This window comes from Novosphingobium sp. PhB165 (assembly GCF_004341845.1).
Taxonomy (GTDB): domain Bacteria; phylum Pseudomonadota; class Alphaproteobacteria; order Sphingomonadales; family Sphingomonadaceae; genus Novosphingobium.
The window spans coordinates 21,103-37,536 of the sequence record NZ_SLVB01000013.1; the positions used below are offsets into that span (position 1 = coordinate 21,103).

Here is a 16,434-nt window from a genome sequence, read left to right on the forward strand (position 1 = left end):
GCATGGTTCTGGCCCTGCTTCTTGCGGCGCCGGCCGCAGCCGGACCTGCTGGCGAGCCAGGTTTCGACCCGTTCGGCATGGCCCGGATCGATGAGCGGCCGGGCGCGGTAGTCCCCATGGACGCGCCGTTCCGGAATGCCGATGGAAAGATTACCAATCTGCGAGAACTGGGTAACGGCAAACCCGTCCTGCTGATCCCGGTTCTGCACAATTGCCCGAATATTTGCGGCGTGACGCTCGCCGGAGTGGCCGATGCGATCGCCGGACAGCCGCTTCGCCCCGGCCGCGACTTCGCGCTTGTGGCCTTCGGCATCGATCCGAGGGAAACCCCAAAGGATGCGGCCACCAACCTCTCGAGGCTAAACGACCGGCTAGGCGCCAGCAAAATTGGTCCTGTCTTCGCTTTGACGGGAACGAACAGCACCATTCATGACGTCACAGGCGCGCTGGGGTATCGTTATGCCTGGGACCAGCGCATCGGCCAATACGCGCACGTTGCGGCTACCGCGGTGCTGACGCCGGAGGGGCAACTGTCGGGCTGGCTCTACGGACTGGCGCCCCGCCCTGCCGATCTGCACCAGGCGATCGTGGACGCACGGCAGGACAAGGAAGCGCGATGGGGCGACAGGCTGCTCCTGCTTTGCTTCCACTACGACCCGGTAACCGGGCGCTACACCGCTTCGATCGAGAAGATCCTGCGGCTTGCAGCCGCCATGACCGTGATCGCCATCGGCACGCTGATATGGCGCCTGCGCGGAGCTTCGGCGTGAGCGCGGGCATTGAACTTTGGCCGCCGCAGGCCTCTCACCATGCCGAGCAGGTCGATCTGCTGATCGGCAGCTTCGGCGCGATGGTGTGGCTGCTCACCCTGCCCGTCTTCGTCCTGATGACGTGGTTCACCATCCGCTACCGGCGCAGCCATCAGGTCAACCGCCAGCACGCGCCCACGCACAACCTGTGGGTCGAGCTTGGCTGGTCGGTCATTCCCTTCCTCCTGACGCTGGGCTTCTACGTCTGGGCAACCATGCTTTTCTTCGACATTCATCGCCCGCCTCCCGATGCGATGACAATCCATGTCGTCGCCAAGCAATGGATGTGGAAATACCAGCATCCCGAAGGCGCACGCGAGATCAACGATCTGCATGTGCCGGCGGGAGAGCCGGTTGAACTCGTCATGACCTCCGAAGACGTGATCCACAGTTTCTTCGTGCCGGGGCTGCGCATTAAGCAGGATCTGGTCCCGGGCCGCTACACCTCGCTCTGGTTCAACGCGAGCAGGCCCGGTCGCTACGCGCTGCGCTGCGCGGAATTCTGCGGTACCGATCACAGCGTCATGGGTGGAAATCTGATCGTCCTGCAGCCCCAGGACTATGCGGCGTGGCTCTCGCGAAGCGCAGATGGCGGACTGGATGGCACGCTCGCCGAAACCGGGGCAACGCTATTTCGCCAAATGGGATGCAGTGGATGTCACGCAGCCGCATCCCCCGTCAGGGCGCCCGCGCTGGGAGGCATTTTCGGACGGCCGGTGGCGCTTTCCGATGGTAGGACAGTCATCGCCGACGAACAGTACCTGAGCGACGCGATCCTGCTGCCCAACAAGGAGATCGCAGCGGGTTACCCGTCGATCATGCCGACATATGGCAATGTGCTCACCGCCGAACAGGTGAACGCTCTCGTTGCCTACCTCAAGTCAACCCACGCCGCGCAGGACAGCAAATGACCGAACCGCGCTTCGAACATCCCCCGGAGGAAGCGGCCATCAGCTATCTGGCCGACGGCCACAGCCTGCGATCCTGGTTCCTGACCACGGACCACAAGCGCATTGCTCTCCTCTATCTGGTTTCGATCACGTTCTTCTTCCTGATCGGTGCCAGCGCGGCGGCCCTGATCCGGCTCGATCTCCTGACGCCGCAAGCCGATCTTCTGACCAACGAAGGCTACAACCGGGCGTTTTCGATCCACGGGATCGTCATGGTCTGGTTCTTCCTCATTCCCGCCATTCCCAATGTGCTCGGCAATTTCCTGGTGCCGATCATGATCGGCGCACGGGACCTGGCATTCCCACGGCTCAATCTGCTCAGCTGGTATATCTACATTTTCTCCGGCCTCCTGACCCTTTACGTCGTGGTCAGCGGCGGTGTCGATACCGGCTGGACGTTCTACACGCCGCTCTCTTCCGCCTATGCCAATGGCGCGGTAGTCGCGACCATCGTCGCCGTTTTCATCAGCGGCTTTTCAACGATCCTCACCGGCATCAACTTCATCGTGACCATCCACAAACTGCGCGCGCCGGGCATGACGTGGGGACGCCTGCCGCTGTTCATCTGGTCTCATTACGCAACCTCGATCATCTTCGTGCTGGCGACGCCGGTACTGGCCGTGACTTTGCTGCTTGTCGCGGCCGAGCGGCTCATCGGCATCGGCGTGTTCGATCCCCGGCTCGGCGGTGATCCCCTGCTGTTCCAGCACCTGTTCTGGTTCTACAGCCATCCCGCCGTTTACATCATGATTCTGCCGGCCCTCGGCGTAATAAGCGAGCTCATCACCGCGGCGGCACACAAGCGCATTTTCGGCTACTGGTTCGTCGCCATCGCGTCGATCGCGATAGCCGTCATCGGTTTCATGGTATGGGGCCACCACATGTTCGTCTCGGGCCAGTCGGTCTATGCGAGCGCGGTCTTTTCATTCCTGTCGATCGCTGTCGCAGTGCCGAGCGCCATCAAGGTCTACAACTGGACCGCCACGCTCTACAAAGCCGATATCGCAATCGACGCGCCGCTCCTTTTTGCGCTGAGCTTCATCGGCCTGTTCGTGGCGGGCGGCCTTACCGGTCTCATGCTGGCGATGCTGGCAATCGACGTCCATGTGACGGACACCTATTTCGTCGTCGCCCATTTTCACTACATCATGGTCGGCGGCAGCGTGACTGCCTTTTTCGGCGGCCTGCATTTCTGGTGGCCCAAGATCACCGGTCGCCTGTACAACGAAACTCTCGGACGGATCGCGGCAGTCCTGATCCTGGTCGGCTTCAATGTCACCTTCTTCCCGCAGTTCCTGCTAGGTTACGAGGGCATGCCGCGCCGATACCATGTCTATCCGCCGGAGTTTCAGGTCCTGCACGTGATCTCTTCGATGGGCGCGGCGCTCCTGGCCGTCGGTTACGCCTTGCCCGCGATTTACCTGATCGCGTCCCTGCTTCCGGGCGGGCGCCGCGCGCCGGCTAATCCATGGGGCGCCACCGGTCTGGAATGGACGACGAGTTCGCCTCCGCCCAAGGACAATTTCACCGAGCAACCGGTCGTGGCCCGCCAGCCCTATGACTATCCGCTCGCGCATCCGGCAAGCCGGGACGATGGCTGAAAGCCGCACCCACAGCGCCTCACGGCAAGGTCCATTCCGGGAAGGCGGACAGGAGCGCGAAGCCGAGCGGCTCGGGATGCTGGTTTTCCTCGCCAGCGAGGTGATGCTTTTCGGAGGAATCTTCGCCGCCGCGCTGGCGCTCCGCCTTGAACATGAATCTGCCTATGGCGCAGCGGCACATCACCTCAACTTGTGGCTTGGCACCGCCAATACGGCAGTGTTGCTAACCTCGAGCCTGATGGCTGCAATTGCAGTACAGGCGGCACGGGATGGCAAGCCTGCATGGGCAGCGCGGGCTCTTTGGGCCGCGGTACTGCTGGGCTGTGTCTTCCTGGCGATCAAGGGTGCCGAATATGCCGGCGACCTTCGCGAAGGCCTTATGCCGGGCACGGCGCAGGCGCATTTCGAAGGAACCACCCAGCACCTTTTCATGAACCTCTATTTCATCGGCACGGGCCTTCATGCAGTACATGTCACGATCGGCCTGGGTCTGCTGGTAGTGGCAGCACTGAACAGGCAGGCGCGGCACGATCAACATGCGGTTCTCATCGGCAATGTCGCGCTCTATTGGCATCTCGTCGATGTCGTGTGGGTCTTCCTCTATCCCACGCTCTATCTGGCCGGTGCACGATGAACGCGGTGCTTCGCCGGGTGCTGGTCTGGGCCGCCTTGATGGTGCTGCTGGCGATCACTTTGGGCGCGGCATTCCTGCCGCTTGGAGCGGCAAGGCCCTGGATCGCTTATGGAATCGCAACGGCCAAGGCCGCGCTCATCCTGTGGTTCTTCATGGAGCTGCGGCGGGAGGGCGGTCTGGTCCGACTGGCGGCGATCGCGGGCTTCGTCTGGCTGACGATCCTGTTCACACTGACGGCGGCGGACTACCTCACCCGGTTCTGGACAGGGTGATCTTGCCCTCGCGCGAAGCGCTTCGAATTGTCTGCTATCGTGTCGACGGTGCCACTCGCCAGACGGTGTTGGAAAGATCATCGGCGACCAGCAGCGCATGGCTGACCGGATCATAGGCTACGCCGACAGGCCGGCCGCGGGCATGGCCGTCCTTTATGAACCCGGTCAGGAAATCCTGGGGTTTGCCCGACGGCCGTCCGCCCGCAAAGGGAATCCAGACAACCTTGTAGCCGGCCAGATCTTGACGGTTCCAGCTGCCATGCTCGCCGACGAACGCGCCCTCTGCATATGGGCCGCCAAATCCGCCCTGCGCCACAAATGTCAGGCCCAATGTCGCGACGTGCGAGCCGAGCGCATAATCGGGGCGTATCGCCTTATTGACGAGATCGGGGCGTTGGGGATAAACGCGCGGATCTACGTTCTGTCCCCAATAGCTGTAGGGCCAACCATAGAAAGCCCCGTCGCGCACCGAAGTGAGGTAGTCGGGTACGAGTTGCGGCCCCAGTTCATCGCGCTCGTTGGCCACGGCCCAGAGCTGCGAACTGGCAGGGTTGATTGCAAGCGCCGTCGGATTGCGCACGCCTTGCGCGTATGTCCGATGGGCTCCGGTCTGGCGATCGATCTCCCAGATTTCCGCACGGTCCTGTTCGACGTTCAGACCGCGTTCGCCGATATTGCTGTTGGATCCTATTCCCACGTACAGTTTCGATCCATCGGCCGAGACTGCCATCGCTTTCGTCCAGTGATGGTTGATGCGGGAGGGCAACTTCACCAGTTCCTGGCCCGGTCCCGCCGCCTGGGTCATGCCGTCTCGATATGGAAACCGGATTACCGCGTCCTGGTTCGCGACATAGATATTCCCGTCGACATAGGCGAGACCATAGGGGGCATTGAGCCCCGTCGCGAACTCCGTGCGCAAGTCCGGCCGGCCGTCGTGGTTTGTATCGCGCAGCAGAGTCACGCGGTTGCCGCCTTTCACGGACGTCTTTCCGAGGGATTTTATATAGCCTGCGATAAAATCCTTGGGACGCGACTTGGGCGCATCGGCGCCTCCCATCCCCTCGGCCACCAGAACATCGCCATTCGGGAGCACCAGGATCTGACGCGGAACCTTCAGATCCGTCGCAAAGGCCGTCACCGTAAAGCCGGCGGGTGCCTGGGGCGCTTCACGTCCCCACCCTGCCGGTGTCGCGATGTTCATCGGCGGCAGGAGCGTTTGGTGCTGCTTCGGCAGATCGAGCTGGGAACCTGTCTGGTCGAGATTGGATTCGCTCCTCCCGCAGGATGTGAGAACGAGCAAGAGTGCTGTCGTGCAGAAGGCAAAACCGTGAAGATTCATGGAGCCGTCTCCATCGTCTCGATCCTAACACCCGAATAGGCGAGCCATCCTGCCGCCAGCGCAAGAACTGCGCTGATCACGGAAAGCACGAGCCCGAGCGTTCCTACAGACGCCCATCCGTCATGGCTGTGCTGGAACGCGTTGATAAGGCCCGCTAGCCAGGCGAGAGCGAGCAGTAACGCGTGGAAACGATAGTGCCTTCGAGACTGAGGTGGCCCCTTCCTCAACGCGGCAATGAGGGCCCAGAGCAATGCAAAGGCGCCGATCATCAGGGCTGCGGTTATCAGCCACGCGGAAAAGTTGCTCCACTGGATTTCTGCCGTTTCGAGATAGGCAATGTCGGTGAGCAACGCGGTAGGAAAGAGGGCGACCGGAAATGCCAGCAAAACCGCCTGGAGCGGATGAAGCGCCATGCGCGTCTGGCGAATGTTCCGGCCAAATGACTGGGGATTGGGCAAATTGACTCTCCCGTTCGGAGATGAAGTTTTGTTATTCCCAATGCCCGGCGCGGCATTTTGTTTCTTGTCTTGCCGTATTCCAGCAAAGAATGGGATGTCCCAGAGTCTTACGTCACCGTATGACGCAAGATTGTTAATGGAAGGTCCGTTTTCGTCGGACTTTCCATTTTGCCTTGGCAAACTTTCAGGTCGACCAAGCCCTATCAATTCGGGCTCGAGCGCCTCCAAATCATTTGCTTTCGCTGTCTTCCCGTTTGAAATATCCCAGCAAATGCGGCCACAAGGCGGCCCCGAGGTGAGCCTAATGGCGGGCTTGCGCCCTCAGGCTGGCAGGCGGGGCATCCTTGTCCGCTGCTCGCAGATTGACCTCGGGTGGATAGGCCAAACTGATTTCATGGTGGCGAAAGCACGCCAGGATCGCGGCCGCGAGGCGGTCGCGGGCATCTGCCTCGAAGTCGGTTCCCTTCGATTCGAACTCCACATCGTAGCTGAGCCCCTTGGCGGCAAATCCATTGAGACCGCCGTGGATGAGAGTGTGACCTTCGCTTTCCACGACCTCCTTCAGTATTGCCGGAAGTTGCAGGATGAGTTCCGGCGGAGTCGCATAGCCAAGGCAGAAATCGAACTTGAAGCGGTTGTGAAGACGCCGGGTCGTGTTGAGGATCTCAAAATCAAGCAGCTTCTTGTTGGCGATAATCCGCTCTTCCCCAGCGGCTCCTCGCACGCGGGTGGACTTGAGTCCGATTTCCTCAACAGTCCCGGCGCCGTCGTCATAGGCGATACTGTCGCCAATTCGGAACGGGCGATCGAAGAGAATCGCAAGCGCCGCAAACAGGTCTGCGAAAATCCCCTGCGCGGCAAGACCGATGGCGATACCGCCAACGCCCAGGCCCGCTATCAAGCCGGTTACGTTGACGCCGAGATTTCCGAGCACGAGAACAACCGCGACAGCGAAAAGTGCGATCGTGACAAGGAGTCGGATGATGCCGAGCGCACTGACCAGAGCCTTGCCGCCGTGGGATTGGTCACGGGTGCGATGCTCGATCGCGCCAAATACGATCTCTCGCAGCCACAAGGCACTTTGAAAAACGACGACGATTGTAAAAAGCGTACGTATCGTGGCGGCCAGGAGGGGCGGCGCATCGGAATAGGCCATGACCAGCCGGGCCGAGAGAAGGATCATGAAGACCTGACTGGTCTGGGCGAGCGCGCTGGCGACAATTCCGTACCAACTCGCGCTTCCCGCCTCTCGCCGGCAGAGTTTTACGCCCCATCGGCGCACGAGATTGAGCAGCGTATAGGCGGCTACGCCAAGTCCGATTGCCAGAGCAATATGGAAGGAATGCGCCTGCACCCACCCAGATGCCTCGGCGAAGAGGGTTCTTGCTTGCTGATCGAGGCTCTGATGAATTGCACCGGGCGCTGGGGGAGCCGCGTGCGAAACGGTCGAAGAGTTTTCGTTCATCCTCCAACCAAACGCAAACACGCCAAATTGTTCCCTGCCGCCCGGATTTGCGATAGACCCGAACAAGACCGTTGACGCTCATTGGCCTGTGCAATGACCAGCCCGCTGTGCGGCAGGGTGGGCGGCGTTGGAGGTATCTTCTTCGCCGTGCCGAATGCCTGAAACGGCTATCGAAAAAACCGGCATTCGCGGCCCGCATCAGCGCTTGGCGCGTAATCGGGCCTGCGTGCTTTTGCCGGAAGCCGGTTCCCATCCAAAGACGCTCCGTCCGCCATATTCGTGCGAACGGGCCTTTTCCTCTGCGATGAAGTTATCGAACGAGGGGCCTCTCGCCTCCGCTTCGAGCGTGCGAGCCTGTGCGTCGAGCCGCCTGATCGCTGCCAGTTCCTCGCTCTGGCCCAGTTTGGCCTTGCGCACGGCGGACTTCATGACCGCGATCGTATGATCGTAGACTTTGGTCGGCACGGGAAATGGATGCCGGTCCTTGCCTCCGAGTGCCATCGAGAAGCGAGCCGGATCGCTAAACCGGCACGGCGCGCCGTGCACGACTTCTGCAACCATGGCCAGCGAGCGAACGGTACGCGCGCCCACGCCCGGCACGAGCAGGAGCTGCGAGAAATCCTTGGGTCCCATTTCCGCGGCCGCGGCCAGGGCACCGTGCAGGCGCTTCTCGATGATGTTTTCCGGACGGACCTCGTGGTGATCCGGCATGACCAGATGGGGCAGCATGCCTTGCTCAGGTGGGGCTTGCGGCGTGATACGGCGCAGTTCCCGCAAGATACCATCGGGGCCTGCGGTTCCCAGCAAATCAAGCTGACCGCTGCGCGAGCCTGCCGCGCGCCGGTCGGTCAGGTTGACGATTTCCCCCTGGCTCTGCCCTTCGATCGCGGTGTGCGGCGCATCGACAAAGTCCTCGATACCCTCGCTGAGCCAGTGATAGCGCCGGGCCTGCCGCCGGCTATCGTTCATGCCCTGCTGGATCACGACCCAGCGCCCGTCGTTCGCAACGATAAAGCCGTGCAGATAGAGATCGAAGCCGTCCTGAACTGCCGCGCTGTCGACTTTGGCAACAAGGCGGCTGGTGCGGGACAGGGCAGCGCCGTCAAGGCCGGTGCGCTCTCCCACCAGCAGAAGCTCGGCCGGCGTCTTACGGCTGTGCTTGCCCCGTCCGCCGCAGACATGCAGCCCAAGATCCCCCGACAGAGGAGCCAATCCTCGCTTAAGCGCGCCAAGCACACTCGTGGTGATGCCCGATGAGTGCCAATCCATTCCCATGACGGCACCCAGCGATTGAAACCAGAAGGGATGGGACAACCGCCGCAGGAACTCATCGCGGCCATATTCGACGACGATGGCCTCGGTAATCACGGCACCGAGCTTGGCCATGCGTTCACTGAGCCATGCCGGCACCCGTCCGCCATGGAGGGGGAGGTCTGCGCTCCCACCTCTCCTGCTCATCGGCGGCTCCCAGCGCGCGGCGAGCTATCCCGCTGGCCCGGGTTCCCCATCGCGGTGGCTGGAGGATCAGTAGCAGCTTCCATGGGACCGGTCTAGCACGATGCGAACATAATGTGAACAGATGCACCACTCCGGTGGACCAGGTTTTGGTCTGACCGGACGCCAGTCACTTTCAACCACCCTGCTCGACTTTTTCTGTGGTGTCAGCGGTCGTCTGTTGTTCGACTTCGCAATTGAGTTCAGCGCCAAGAACCAGGACGTAGGACGACAGATATAGCCAGGTCAGCAAGACAATCACCGCCGCGAGCGAGCCATAGGTTGCGCCGTAATCGGTGAAATTCGCCACGTAGATCCCGAAAATCGCCGTCATTGCCAGCCAGAGAACGGCGGCCATCACCGAGCCCGGTGTGAGCCAAACCCAGCGCGCCTTGTGGCGCGATGGAGCGAACCGGTAAAGCGTCGCGGCGCCGGCCGCACCGGCAAGCACGAGGCAGACATAGGAAAGCACCTTTCCCGCCACCAGAACCGCCTGGGGGAGCCCCGGCAACAGATCTTCGAGATGTCCCAGGCTAGCAATAGCGATGACCGCGACGATGCCCACGCATACAGCGCCTGCTGTGATGAGAAAAGCGAGGGCATTGACCCAAAGAAAGCCGCGCGTTTCCTCGACTTCATATGCAATGTTGAGAGCCGTGATAATGCTCGCGGCGCCGTTGCGGGCACCGAATAAAGCGAGCGCCAGCGCCAGGAACAGTCCGAAACCTTTCTTTTGCGCAGAGGTCTGTTCAAGATTGAGCAGCTGTTCGCCGATCAGCTTGGCAGCCTGGTCAGGCAGCACCTCGCTCATGCTTGTGACATGATGCACGATATCCTGCGGATCCGCGACAAGGCCGTAGCTGAGGATGGCAGCGCCCAGCAGCGGGACCAGGGCCAGGAAGCCGTAGTAGGCCACGCCTGCCGCCACGAGGCTTATGTTGTCATCGCTCGTCTCCCTGAAGGTTCTGACGAGAATTTCGCTCCAGGCGGCCCTCGACATCCGCCACGGCGTTGAAGCGCTGCTGCAGGATTTCGGCGGCGCGTCAGCCCGGTCTGCAGAATCGCCGAGCCCGGCCGAGCCAAGACGCTTCATGGGCGGGCCGTTGCTGACAAGGCGCCGGGTAGCACCGCCGGGATTTTGGCCTGACGCCGCGCGAGGCGCTTTGGGAATGATGCTCTTTCCACGGCCATTCCATCATCCTCACTCTCCTTTGAAAGCTAACGCCGCCATCGTTTTCGCGTTCCAGAGGGATGTGCCGGCACAGATCCAGTAATCGCAGCTGCAAAAATGCACGTGCCTGCTTATCGATCCGCCACCGATGCGCGAGGAGAACGTTCTGGAATATCGCGCTGATTGAATGGAGGCAGATCTGGAAATCTCTCGTGGGGTTGCATTCCTATCGACGATAAACTGTCTTCGACGCGTGCTCGGAGAGACTGGCTTCGTGGCAGCTTCTCCTGACCGAGCTCCTGACCGGGCTTCAATTTCTCATTGCAGTGCGGGTTCTCAGCCAAAGCGCATGGCTGCCGCTCTCACGCTGGCCAATCGACGTATGAGCTTTTCACGTCTGCTCGCGGCAATGCTGATGAGTTCGATGCTGGCTGCATGTGCGACCATGCCGCCCAGATCCCCTTACAGTGTGGGCGATCTGGCTCAGGCGTCGGCCGTGCAGGCGCAGCCTGTCCGCTTTTGGGCGAAAGGCGATGACGCCGCCTATCGCCGGTGGGGCGAGATCCTGCGCCAGGATCGCGCGGAGAGCGGGCTCGCGGCGCCTGCAACACTGCTAGCGCTTTCGGGCGGCTCGGATAAGGGGGCGTTCGGTGCCGGCCTCCTGACCGGTTGGTCCCGGACGGGAACCCGGCCCGAATTCGATATCGTTACCGGGGTGAGCACCGGGGCATTGATCGCGCCCTTTGCGTTTCTGGGGTCTGCGGAAGATCCGACTCTCACGGCGATCTACACCAATATCAGCAGCAAGGACATTTACCGCAAGCGCGTGCTTGGCGGCCTTCTCGGCGGTCCGAGCCTGCTCGACAGCCGGCCGCTCGCCGCGCTGATCGCGCGCTATGTCACCCCCGCCCTGCTCGACCGGATAGCTGCCGAGCATCGGCGGGGGCGGCGTCTGCTGGTCATGACCACGCAGCTCGACGCTCAGCAGGGCACGATCTGGGACATGAGCGCTATCGCTGCGAGTAATGAACCCGAACGTGCCGCGCTGTTTCGGCGTGTCCTGCTCGCTTCGGCGAGCATTCCCGGCGCTTTCCCGCCAGTACTGATCGACACGACAATCGGCGGTCGCCGGATCAGCGAGATGCACGTCGACGGCGGCGCCATCGGCGGTTTCTTCACGCTGCCGACAGGCTTGATCGCGGCCAACCCGGCCGCCCCGCGATCCAATGCCGCGATCTTCCTCATATACAACGGTGTCCTCGAGCCCGATTTCGAGGTGGTGAAGCCCAGAACCTTGACCATCATGTCGCATGCCCTGGGGACGGTTCTCGGCCAGCTCGATCGAAACAATGCCGACGAGCTAAAGGCCTTTGCACGGGACCGCGGCATACCGTTTCATCTCTGTGCACTGGTGCCTGCCGAAATCGATACCAAGGCCCCGCTGTTCGATCGCGACAATATGCGCACACTTTATGCCATCGGCGAGGCTCGTGCGGGCCAGGCCACCGGTTGCCTGAAGCGGCCGGCGCAGCCGGACGCGGGATTGGCCCCATGATATCGGACTGAGCGGCGGCATGTCTATCAGGCGGCGCGGGGCGGCCGCCGCCCGGGCTTTCCGAGGCGATCCGGTGGGCCTTTTGTGTAAACGTTGCGGCGAGTTTGCGACGCACGAGAAGCCGGGAAAACGGGTAAGGCCGAAGTATTTTGTTCCGGCATGAATTTGAGCCCGTTTCTCGTTGAAATTCCTTGCGAAACGGCATGGCGAGCAAAGGGCATGGCCCTGCCGGGCAGGGATCAGGTTTGATCTTCCTGTCTGTGGCGCTCAATGACTTCCGGCTCAGCTTCATCCTCGTGTTCCAGTGATGTGCGAGCATTGGGATCATGCCTCAACAACTCATCGAGTTTGGCATGGATAGCCTGTGTGTCGCGGTGCTCGGCCCGTTGGATAAACAGTGTCATCAGCCATGTGGCCAGCGTCGCATAGCCATGCCAGTCCAGTGTCTTCGGCTCAAAAATGGCCCATGCAGCGCAGTAGACCGCTAGAATGAGAAACGCCGCGGGGCGCGCCATGAGAACGCCGCAGCGCGTGAGCGTCGATCGGACATAATTCACGCGGACCTCCCAGCTTGTGGATGCCAACGAAAACGTCTCCGCTGAACGATAAGTGCCGAACTTGTGCGATTTTGATGGGCGAACCTGGAGGCCTGTTTGGACGCTGCGGTGCCCAGATGATGAGAATTATTAAATTATTCACCCGACGAGGGCCGCGTTCGGAGCTCGCCTCGAGCAGCCCAATGTCGAAGAAGGTCCACTGCTCAGGCACCAAGCGTCATCCGTGACGTTGGGTGGATGGCACTGCGCCAGGCGCAGACAATAACCGGTTGCCGATATTACGGAGGCACTGCGATGACCATCGCCGTCAACGGTACGATAGTTTCCCTGCCCGACGACCCACGCGTGTCACTGCTCGACTTGCTGCGCGAGCATCTTCACCTGCCGGGCACCAAGAAGGGCTGCAACCAGGGCGCATGCGGGGCGTGCACAGTCCTCGCCGACGGCGAACGCATTCTGTCCTGCCTCGCCCTGGCGGTGCAGTACGAAGGGCGGGCGATCACTACGGTTGAGGGCCTTGCTACGGATGAGGGGCTCCATCCCCTGCAAGCGGCCTTCATCGAGCATGACGGCTTCCAATGCGGCTATTGCACACCGGGACAGATCTGCTCTGCCATCGGCATGGCCGACGAACTGCGGCGCGGCGTACCCAGCCATGTCACGCGGGACCTTGCCGCCCCCGTGATCGCGCTCACCCACGATGAACTGCGTGAGCGGATGAGCGGCAATCTCTGCCGCTGCGGCGCGCACAACGGCATCGTCGAGGCCATTGCCGAGACGTTCGCGGAACTGGTGCCATGAGCCCGTTTCGCTATGCCCGCGCCGCCGATGTCAGCGATGCCGTGCGGCAAGCGCAGGCTGCCGGGTCCCGCTTCCTCGGCGGCGGGACCAATCTGGTTGACCTCATGCGCGAGACAGTCGAGCGCCCCACTGCTCTCGTCGACGTCACCGGCATGCCCGCCGATATCGGTGAAAGCGCCGATGGCGGGCTCGTAATCGGCGCCGCTGCGCGCAATACCGCGGTTGCCGAGCATCCACTGATCCGCACCCGCTATCCCATGCTCTCGCGCGCCATCGTCGCGGGCGCCAGCGCGCAGATCCGCAATATGGCAACGGTCGGCGGCAACCTGCTCCAGCGCACGCGCTGTGCCTATTTCTACGACAACGGCGGGTCCCGCTGTAACAAGCGCCAGCCCGGCGAGGGCTGCGATGCCATCGACGGCTTCAACCGCTACCACGCAATTCTCGGCGCATCCCCTTCCTGCGTCGCTGTCCATCCGTCCGATATGTGCGTGGCGCTTGCGGCGCTCGACGCGGCCGTGAATGTGGAAAGCGTGCACGGCGCGCGCAGTCTCCCCTTCGCCGAGCTCCACCGCCTGCCCGGCGATCTTCCGCAGATAGACACATGCCTGGAGCCCGGCGAACTCATCACCGCCCTGGTCCTGCCCCCGCTCCCCATTGCCCGGCACTCCACTTACCGCAAGGTGCGCGACCGCTCGAGCTATGCCTTTGCACTGATCTCGGTCGCTGCGGCGCTGGACGTGCAGGACGGCATCATCACCGATGTCCGTCTCGCACTGGGCGGGGTAGCGCACAAACCGTGGCGCGCTCACGAGGCTGAAGCACTGATACGCGGCAAACCACCGGAACCGGCCGTCTTTCTCGCCGCAGCAGATGCGGAACTGTCCGCAGCCCAGCCGCTGCCGGGCAACCGTTTCAAGATCGAACTGGCGCGTCGCACGATCGCAGCCGTGTTGAGCGAACTGGCAGGAGAGCAGGCATGAGCATCGCAAAAGACGCCAAGCAGGCGGCCCAGGGCGCAATGCAGGGAATGATGGCCAAGGCCGTTGCGCTGGCGCCCGACAGCTGGGTTCCCGGTGGCAAGCCCGACCCGCTGATCCAGCATCGCCATGGCCACGTCGGCCAGCCCGTCTCCCGCATCGACGGCCCGCTCAAGGTAACGGGCAATGCACGGTTCGCGGCCGAATTCTCATTCGAAGGCATGGTTTACGGCGCGCTTTCCTACGCCACGATCGCGCGCGGCCGCGTCACTGCTTTGGATACTGCCGAGGCAGAAGCGGCGCCCGGCGTGGTCGCAGTGATGACGCATCTCAATGCCCCGCGCCTGAATCCGCCGCCGGTGTTCATGTCGGCTGCCAAGGCGGCCGGCGGGGACGATCTGCCGGTGATGCAGGATGATCGGGTACACTGGAACGGCCAGCCCATCGCCGTTGTTCTGGCCGAGACGCAGGAGCAGGCCGATCATGCCGCTTCGCTTGTCCGCGCGACGTATGCGCAAGAGCCCCCCATCACCAGCTTCGCGCAGGCCATGGCGCAGGGCACTGCGCCCGGCCTGTTCATGGGGCAGCCGCTCCACAATGCCAGCGGCGATGCCGAGGCCGCCCTCGCCGCAGCAGAAGTGCGGATCGATCGCACCTATCGAACGCCGCGCCACAATCACAATGCCATCGAGCTTCACGCCGCAACCGTCGCCTGGGACGGCGACACACTGCGCATTCACGATGCTTCCCAACTCGTCGCCCACACCGCCTGGTCGATTGCGCGCATGTTCGGGATAGAGGAGAACCAGGTCGTCGTCACGTCACCCTTCGTTGGCGGCGGCTTCGGGGGCAAGTGTCTGTGGCAGCATCAGATCATCGCCGCTGCCGCGGCAAAGTTGGCGGGGCGCCCGGTCCGCCTCGTGCTCTCGCGAGAGGGTGTCTACCGGCTGGTCGGCGGGCGATCGCTGACAGAGCAGCGCGTCGCTCTCGGCGCAAACCGCGAAGGCCAACTCGCGGCGCTGATCCATACGGGCACCACCGCCAAGACCAGGCACAACGTCCTCCCCGAACCCTTTATCATGCCCACGCGAAGCGCCTACGCCGCCGAGAACCTGCTGCTCGATGTGCAGACCGTGGAACTGGACATGCTGGCCAACACCTTCATGCGCGCGCCGGGAGAATCCGTCGGCACCTTTGCGCTGGAGAGCGCCATGGATGAACTTGCCGAAGCGCTCGGCATGGATCCCATTGAACTGCGCCTGCGCAACGAGCCGGAGAAGGATCCCCTCTCCGGCCTGCCCTTCTCCTCGCGCCACTTGTCCGAGAGCTGGCGCGCCGGGGCCGAGCGCTTCGGCTGGCACTTGCGCAGTCCGCGCCCCGCAGCTCACCGCGACGGGGAATGGCTGGTCGGCATGGGCTGCGCCACCGGCACTTATCCGTATTACCGCATGCCCGGCGGCGCCGCGCGGATCACGCTGACCGACGAGGGCCGCGCCGCGGTGGATATCGCTGCGCACGAAATGGGCATGGGCACTGCGACTGCCCAAACGCAAGTCGCGGCCGAACGTCTGGGCCTCCCCCTCGATGCGGTTGCGTTCAACTATGGCGATTCCACTCTTCCCGGCGTGGTGCTGGCGGGAGGATCCCAGCAGACCGCGTCCATCGGTGCCTCGGTTATCGCAGCGCACCGCGCGCTGGTGAGAGAACTGCTGCGGATCGCCGGGAACGATTCCCCTCTCGCAGGGCTCGGTCCGGACGAAGTGGCCGGGCGCGACGGGGGCCTCTGCAAGCACGACGCGCCCGATCGCCAGGAAAGCTATGCCTCGATTCTCCGGCGCGCCGGGCAGAAAAGCCTCACCGTCGAGGCGAGGCCGCCCGATCCGCTCGAAACCATGCACTGGTCGATGCACAGTCATGCCGCGATGTTCTGCGAAGTGCGCGTGAATGCGGTGACAGGCGAGCCGCGCATCAGCCGCTTCCTCGGATCGTTCGACTGCGGGCGCATCCTCAATCCGAAGACTGCCGCCAGCCAATTTCGGGGCGGCATCATCATGGGCATGGGCCTTGCGCTGATGGAGGAGACCCAGTTCGACGAGCGCAGCGGACGGGTGATGAACCCCAGCCTCTCGGAATATCACGTACCCGTGCACATGGACGTTCCGGAAATCGACGTGATCTGGAATGACATAGCCGATCCCCACACCCCGATGGGCGCCCGCGGCATCGGCGAGATCGGGATAACCGGCACCGCCGCTGCCATTGCCAATGCGGTCTACAACGCCACGGGCAAACGGGTGCGCGATCTGCCGATCACGCTCGATAAATTGCTTTGACGTTTCGCCTGCGCC

The 16,434-nt window shown here is 62.6% G+C and carries 15 protein-coding genes; 9 read left to right on the forward strand and 6 right to left on the reverse strand.

From position 1 onward, the window contains the following. Positions 1–2 precede the first annotated feature (2 nt). The 5 genes from EDF56_RS23630 to EDF56_RS23650 are packed head-to-tail and all read left to right on the forward strand — an operon-like array spanning position 3 to position 4,266. A complete protein-coding gene (locus EDF56_RS23630; protein WP_243652818.1) occupies positions 3–770 on the forward strand; it encodes an SCO family protein in 768 nt (255 codons plus the stop codon). After that, positions 767–1,720: a cytochrome c oxidase subunit II gene (coxB, locus tag EDF56_RS23635; protein WP_243652819.1), complete on the forward strand. Its 954-nt coding sequence runs from the start codon at positions 767–769 to the stop codon at positions 1,718–1,720. The genes EDF56_RS23630 and coxB overlap by 4 nt, the downstream gene beginning before the upstream one ends. After that, complete coding sequence (locus tag EDF56_RS23640; protein WP_132392249.1) at positions 1,717–3,360, forward strand: cbb3-type cytochrome c oxidase subunit I; 1,644 nt, start codon at positions 1,717–1,719, stop codon at positions 3,358–3,360. Before coxB ends, EDF56_RS23640 begins: the two co-directional genes overlap by 4 nt. Continuing rightward, positions 3,353–3,994, forward strand: coding sequence for a cytochrome c oxidase subunit 3 (locus tag EDF56_RS23645; protein ID WP_132392251.1), 642 nt, complete (start codon positions 3,353–3,355; stop codon positions 3,992–3,994). Before EDF56_RS23640 ends, EDF56_RS23645 begins: the two co-directional genes overlap by 8 nt. Beyond that, on the forward strand, positions 3,991–4,266 hold the full coding sequence (locus EDF56_RS23650) for a cytochrome C oxidase subunit IV family protein (protein WP_132392253.1): 276 nt from the start codon (positions 3,991–3,993) through the stop codon (positions 4,264–4,266). Before EDF56_RS23645 ends, EDF56_RS23650 begins: the two co-directional genes overlap by 4 nt. A 34-nt stretch (positions 4,267–4,300) precedes the next feature. Here the strand turns inward: EDF56_RS23650 and EDF56_RS23655 are convergent, their stop codons facing one another. The 5 genes from EDF56_RS23655 to EDF56_RS23675 form a co-directional block, all read right to left on the reverse strand. Continuing rightward, positions 4,301–5,605 (reverse strand): sorbosone dehydrogenase family protein, encoded by a 1,305-nt coding sequence (locus tag EDF56_RS23655; RefSeq protein WP_132392255.1) that lies wholly within the window; start codon positions 5,603–5,605, stop codon positions 4,301–4,303. After that, positions 5,602–6,291 (reverse strand): DUF2231 domain-containing protein, encoded by a 690-nt coding sequence (locus EDF56_RS26510; protein ID WP_243652820.1) that lies wholly within the window; start codon positions 6,289–6,291, stop codon positions 5,602–5,604. Before EDF56_RS26510 ends, EDF56_RS23655 begins: the two co-directional genes overlap by 4 nt. A 73-nt stretch (positions 6,292–6,364) precedes the next feature. Next, positions 6,365–7,528, reverse strand: coding sequence for a mechanosensitive ion channel family protein (locus tag EDF56_RS23665; protein ID WP_132392257.1), 1,164 nt, complete (start codon positions 7,526–7,528; stop codon positions 6,365–6,367). Positions 7,529–7,726: 198 nt separating this feature from the next. Continuing rightward, positions 7,727–8,986, reverse strand: coding sequence for a DUF763 domain-containing protein (locus EDF56_RS23670; protein ID WP_132392259.1), 1,260 nt, complete (start codon positions 8,984–8,986; stop codon positions 7,727–7,729). Between the two features lie 172 nt (positions 8,987–9,158). Beyond that, positions 9,159–10,115 carry a YihY/virulence factor BrkB family protein gene (locus tag EDF56_RS23675; protein ID WP_132392261.1) on the reverse strand — a complete coding sequence of 319 codons (957 nt, stop codon included), beginning with the start codon at positions 10,113–10,115 and terminating at the stop codon, positions 9,159–9,161. Between the two features lie 427 nt (positions 10,116–10,542). On the opposite strand from EDF56_RS23675, the gene EDF56_RS23680 reads away from it, so the two are divergent. Next, complete coding sequence (locus tag EDF56_RS23680) at positions 10,543–11,748, forward strand: patatin-like phospholipase family protein (protein ID WP_165912356.1); 1,206 nt, start codon at positions 10,543–10,545, stop codon at positions 11,746–11,748. Positions 11,749–11,987: 239 nt separating this feature from the next. Here the strand turns inward: EDF56_RS23680 and EDF56_RS23685 are convergent, their stop codons facing one another. Then, positions 11,988–12,305: a low affinity iron permease family protein gene (locus tag EDF56_RS23685; RefSeq protein WP_207904976.1), complete on the reverse strand. Its 318-nt coding sequence runs from the start codon at positions 12,303–12,305 to the stop codon at positions 11,988–11,990. A gap of 294 nt (positions 12,306–12,599) precedes the next feature. Here EDF56_RS23685 and EDF56_RS23690 point away from each other — a divergent pair, with 294 nt between their 5' ends. Genes EDF56_RS23690 through EDF56_RS23700 form a run of 3 tightly spaced genes read left to right on the forward strand, consistent with a single transcriptional unit; the run spans position 12,600 to position 16,419 of the window. Further along, positions 12,600–13,106 (forward strand): 2Fe-2S iron-sulfur cluster-binding protein, encoded by a 507-nt coding sequence (locus EDF56_RS23690; protein WP_132392265.1) that lies wholly within the window; start codon positions 12,600–12,602, stop codon positions 13,104–13,106. Then, positions 13,103–14,089, forward strand: coding sequence for a xanthine dehydrogenase family protein subunit M (locus EDF56_RS23695; protein ID WP_132392267.1), 987 nt, complete (start codon positions 13,103–13,105; stop codon positions 14,087–14,089). The genes EDF56_RS23690 and EDF56_RS23695 overlap by 4 nt, the downstream gene beginning before the upstream one ends. Further along, positions 14,086–16,419 (forward strand): xanthine dehydrogenase family protein molybdopterin-binding subunit, encoded by a 2,334-nt coding sequence (locus tag EDF56_RS23700; RefSeq protein WP_132392269.1) that lies wholly within the window; start codon positions 14,086–14,088, stop codon positions 16,417–16,419. The genes EDF56_RS23695 and EDF56_RS23700 overlap by 4 nt, the downstream gene beginning before the upstream one ends. The last annotated feature ends 15 nt before the right edge of the window (positions 16,420–16,434 follow it).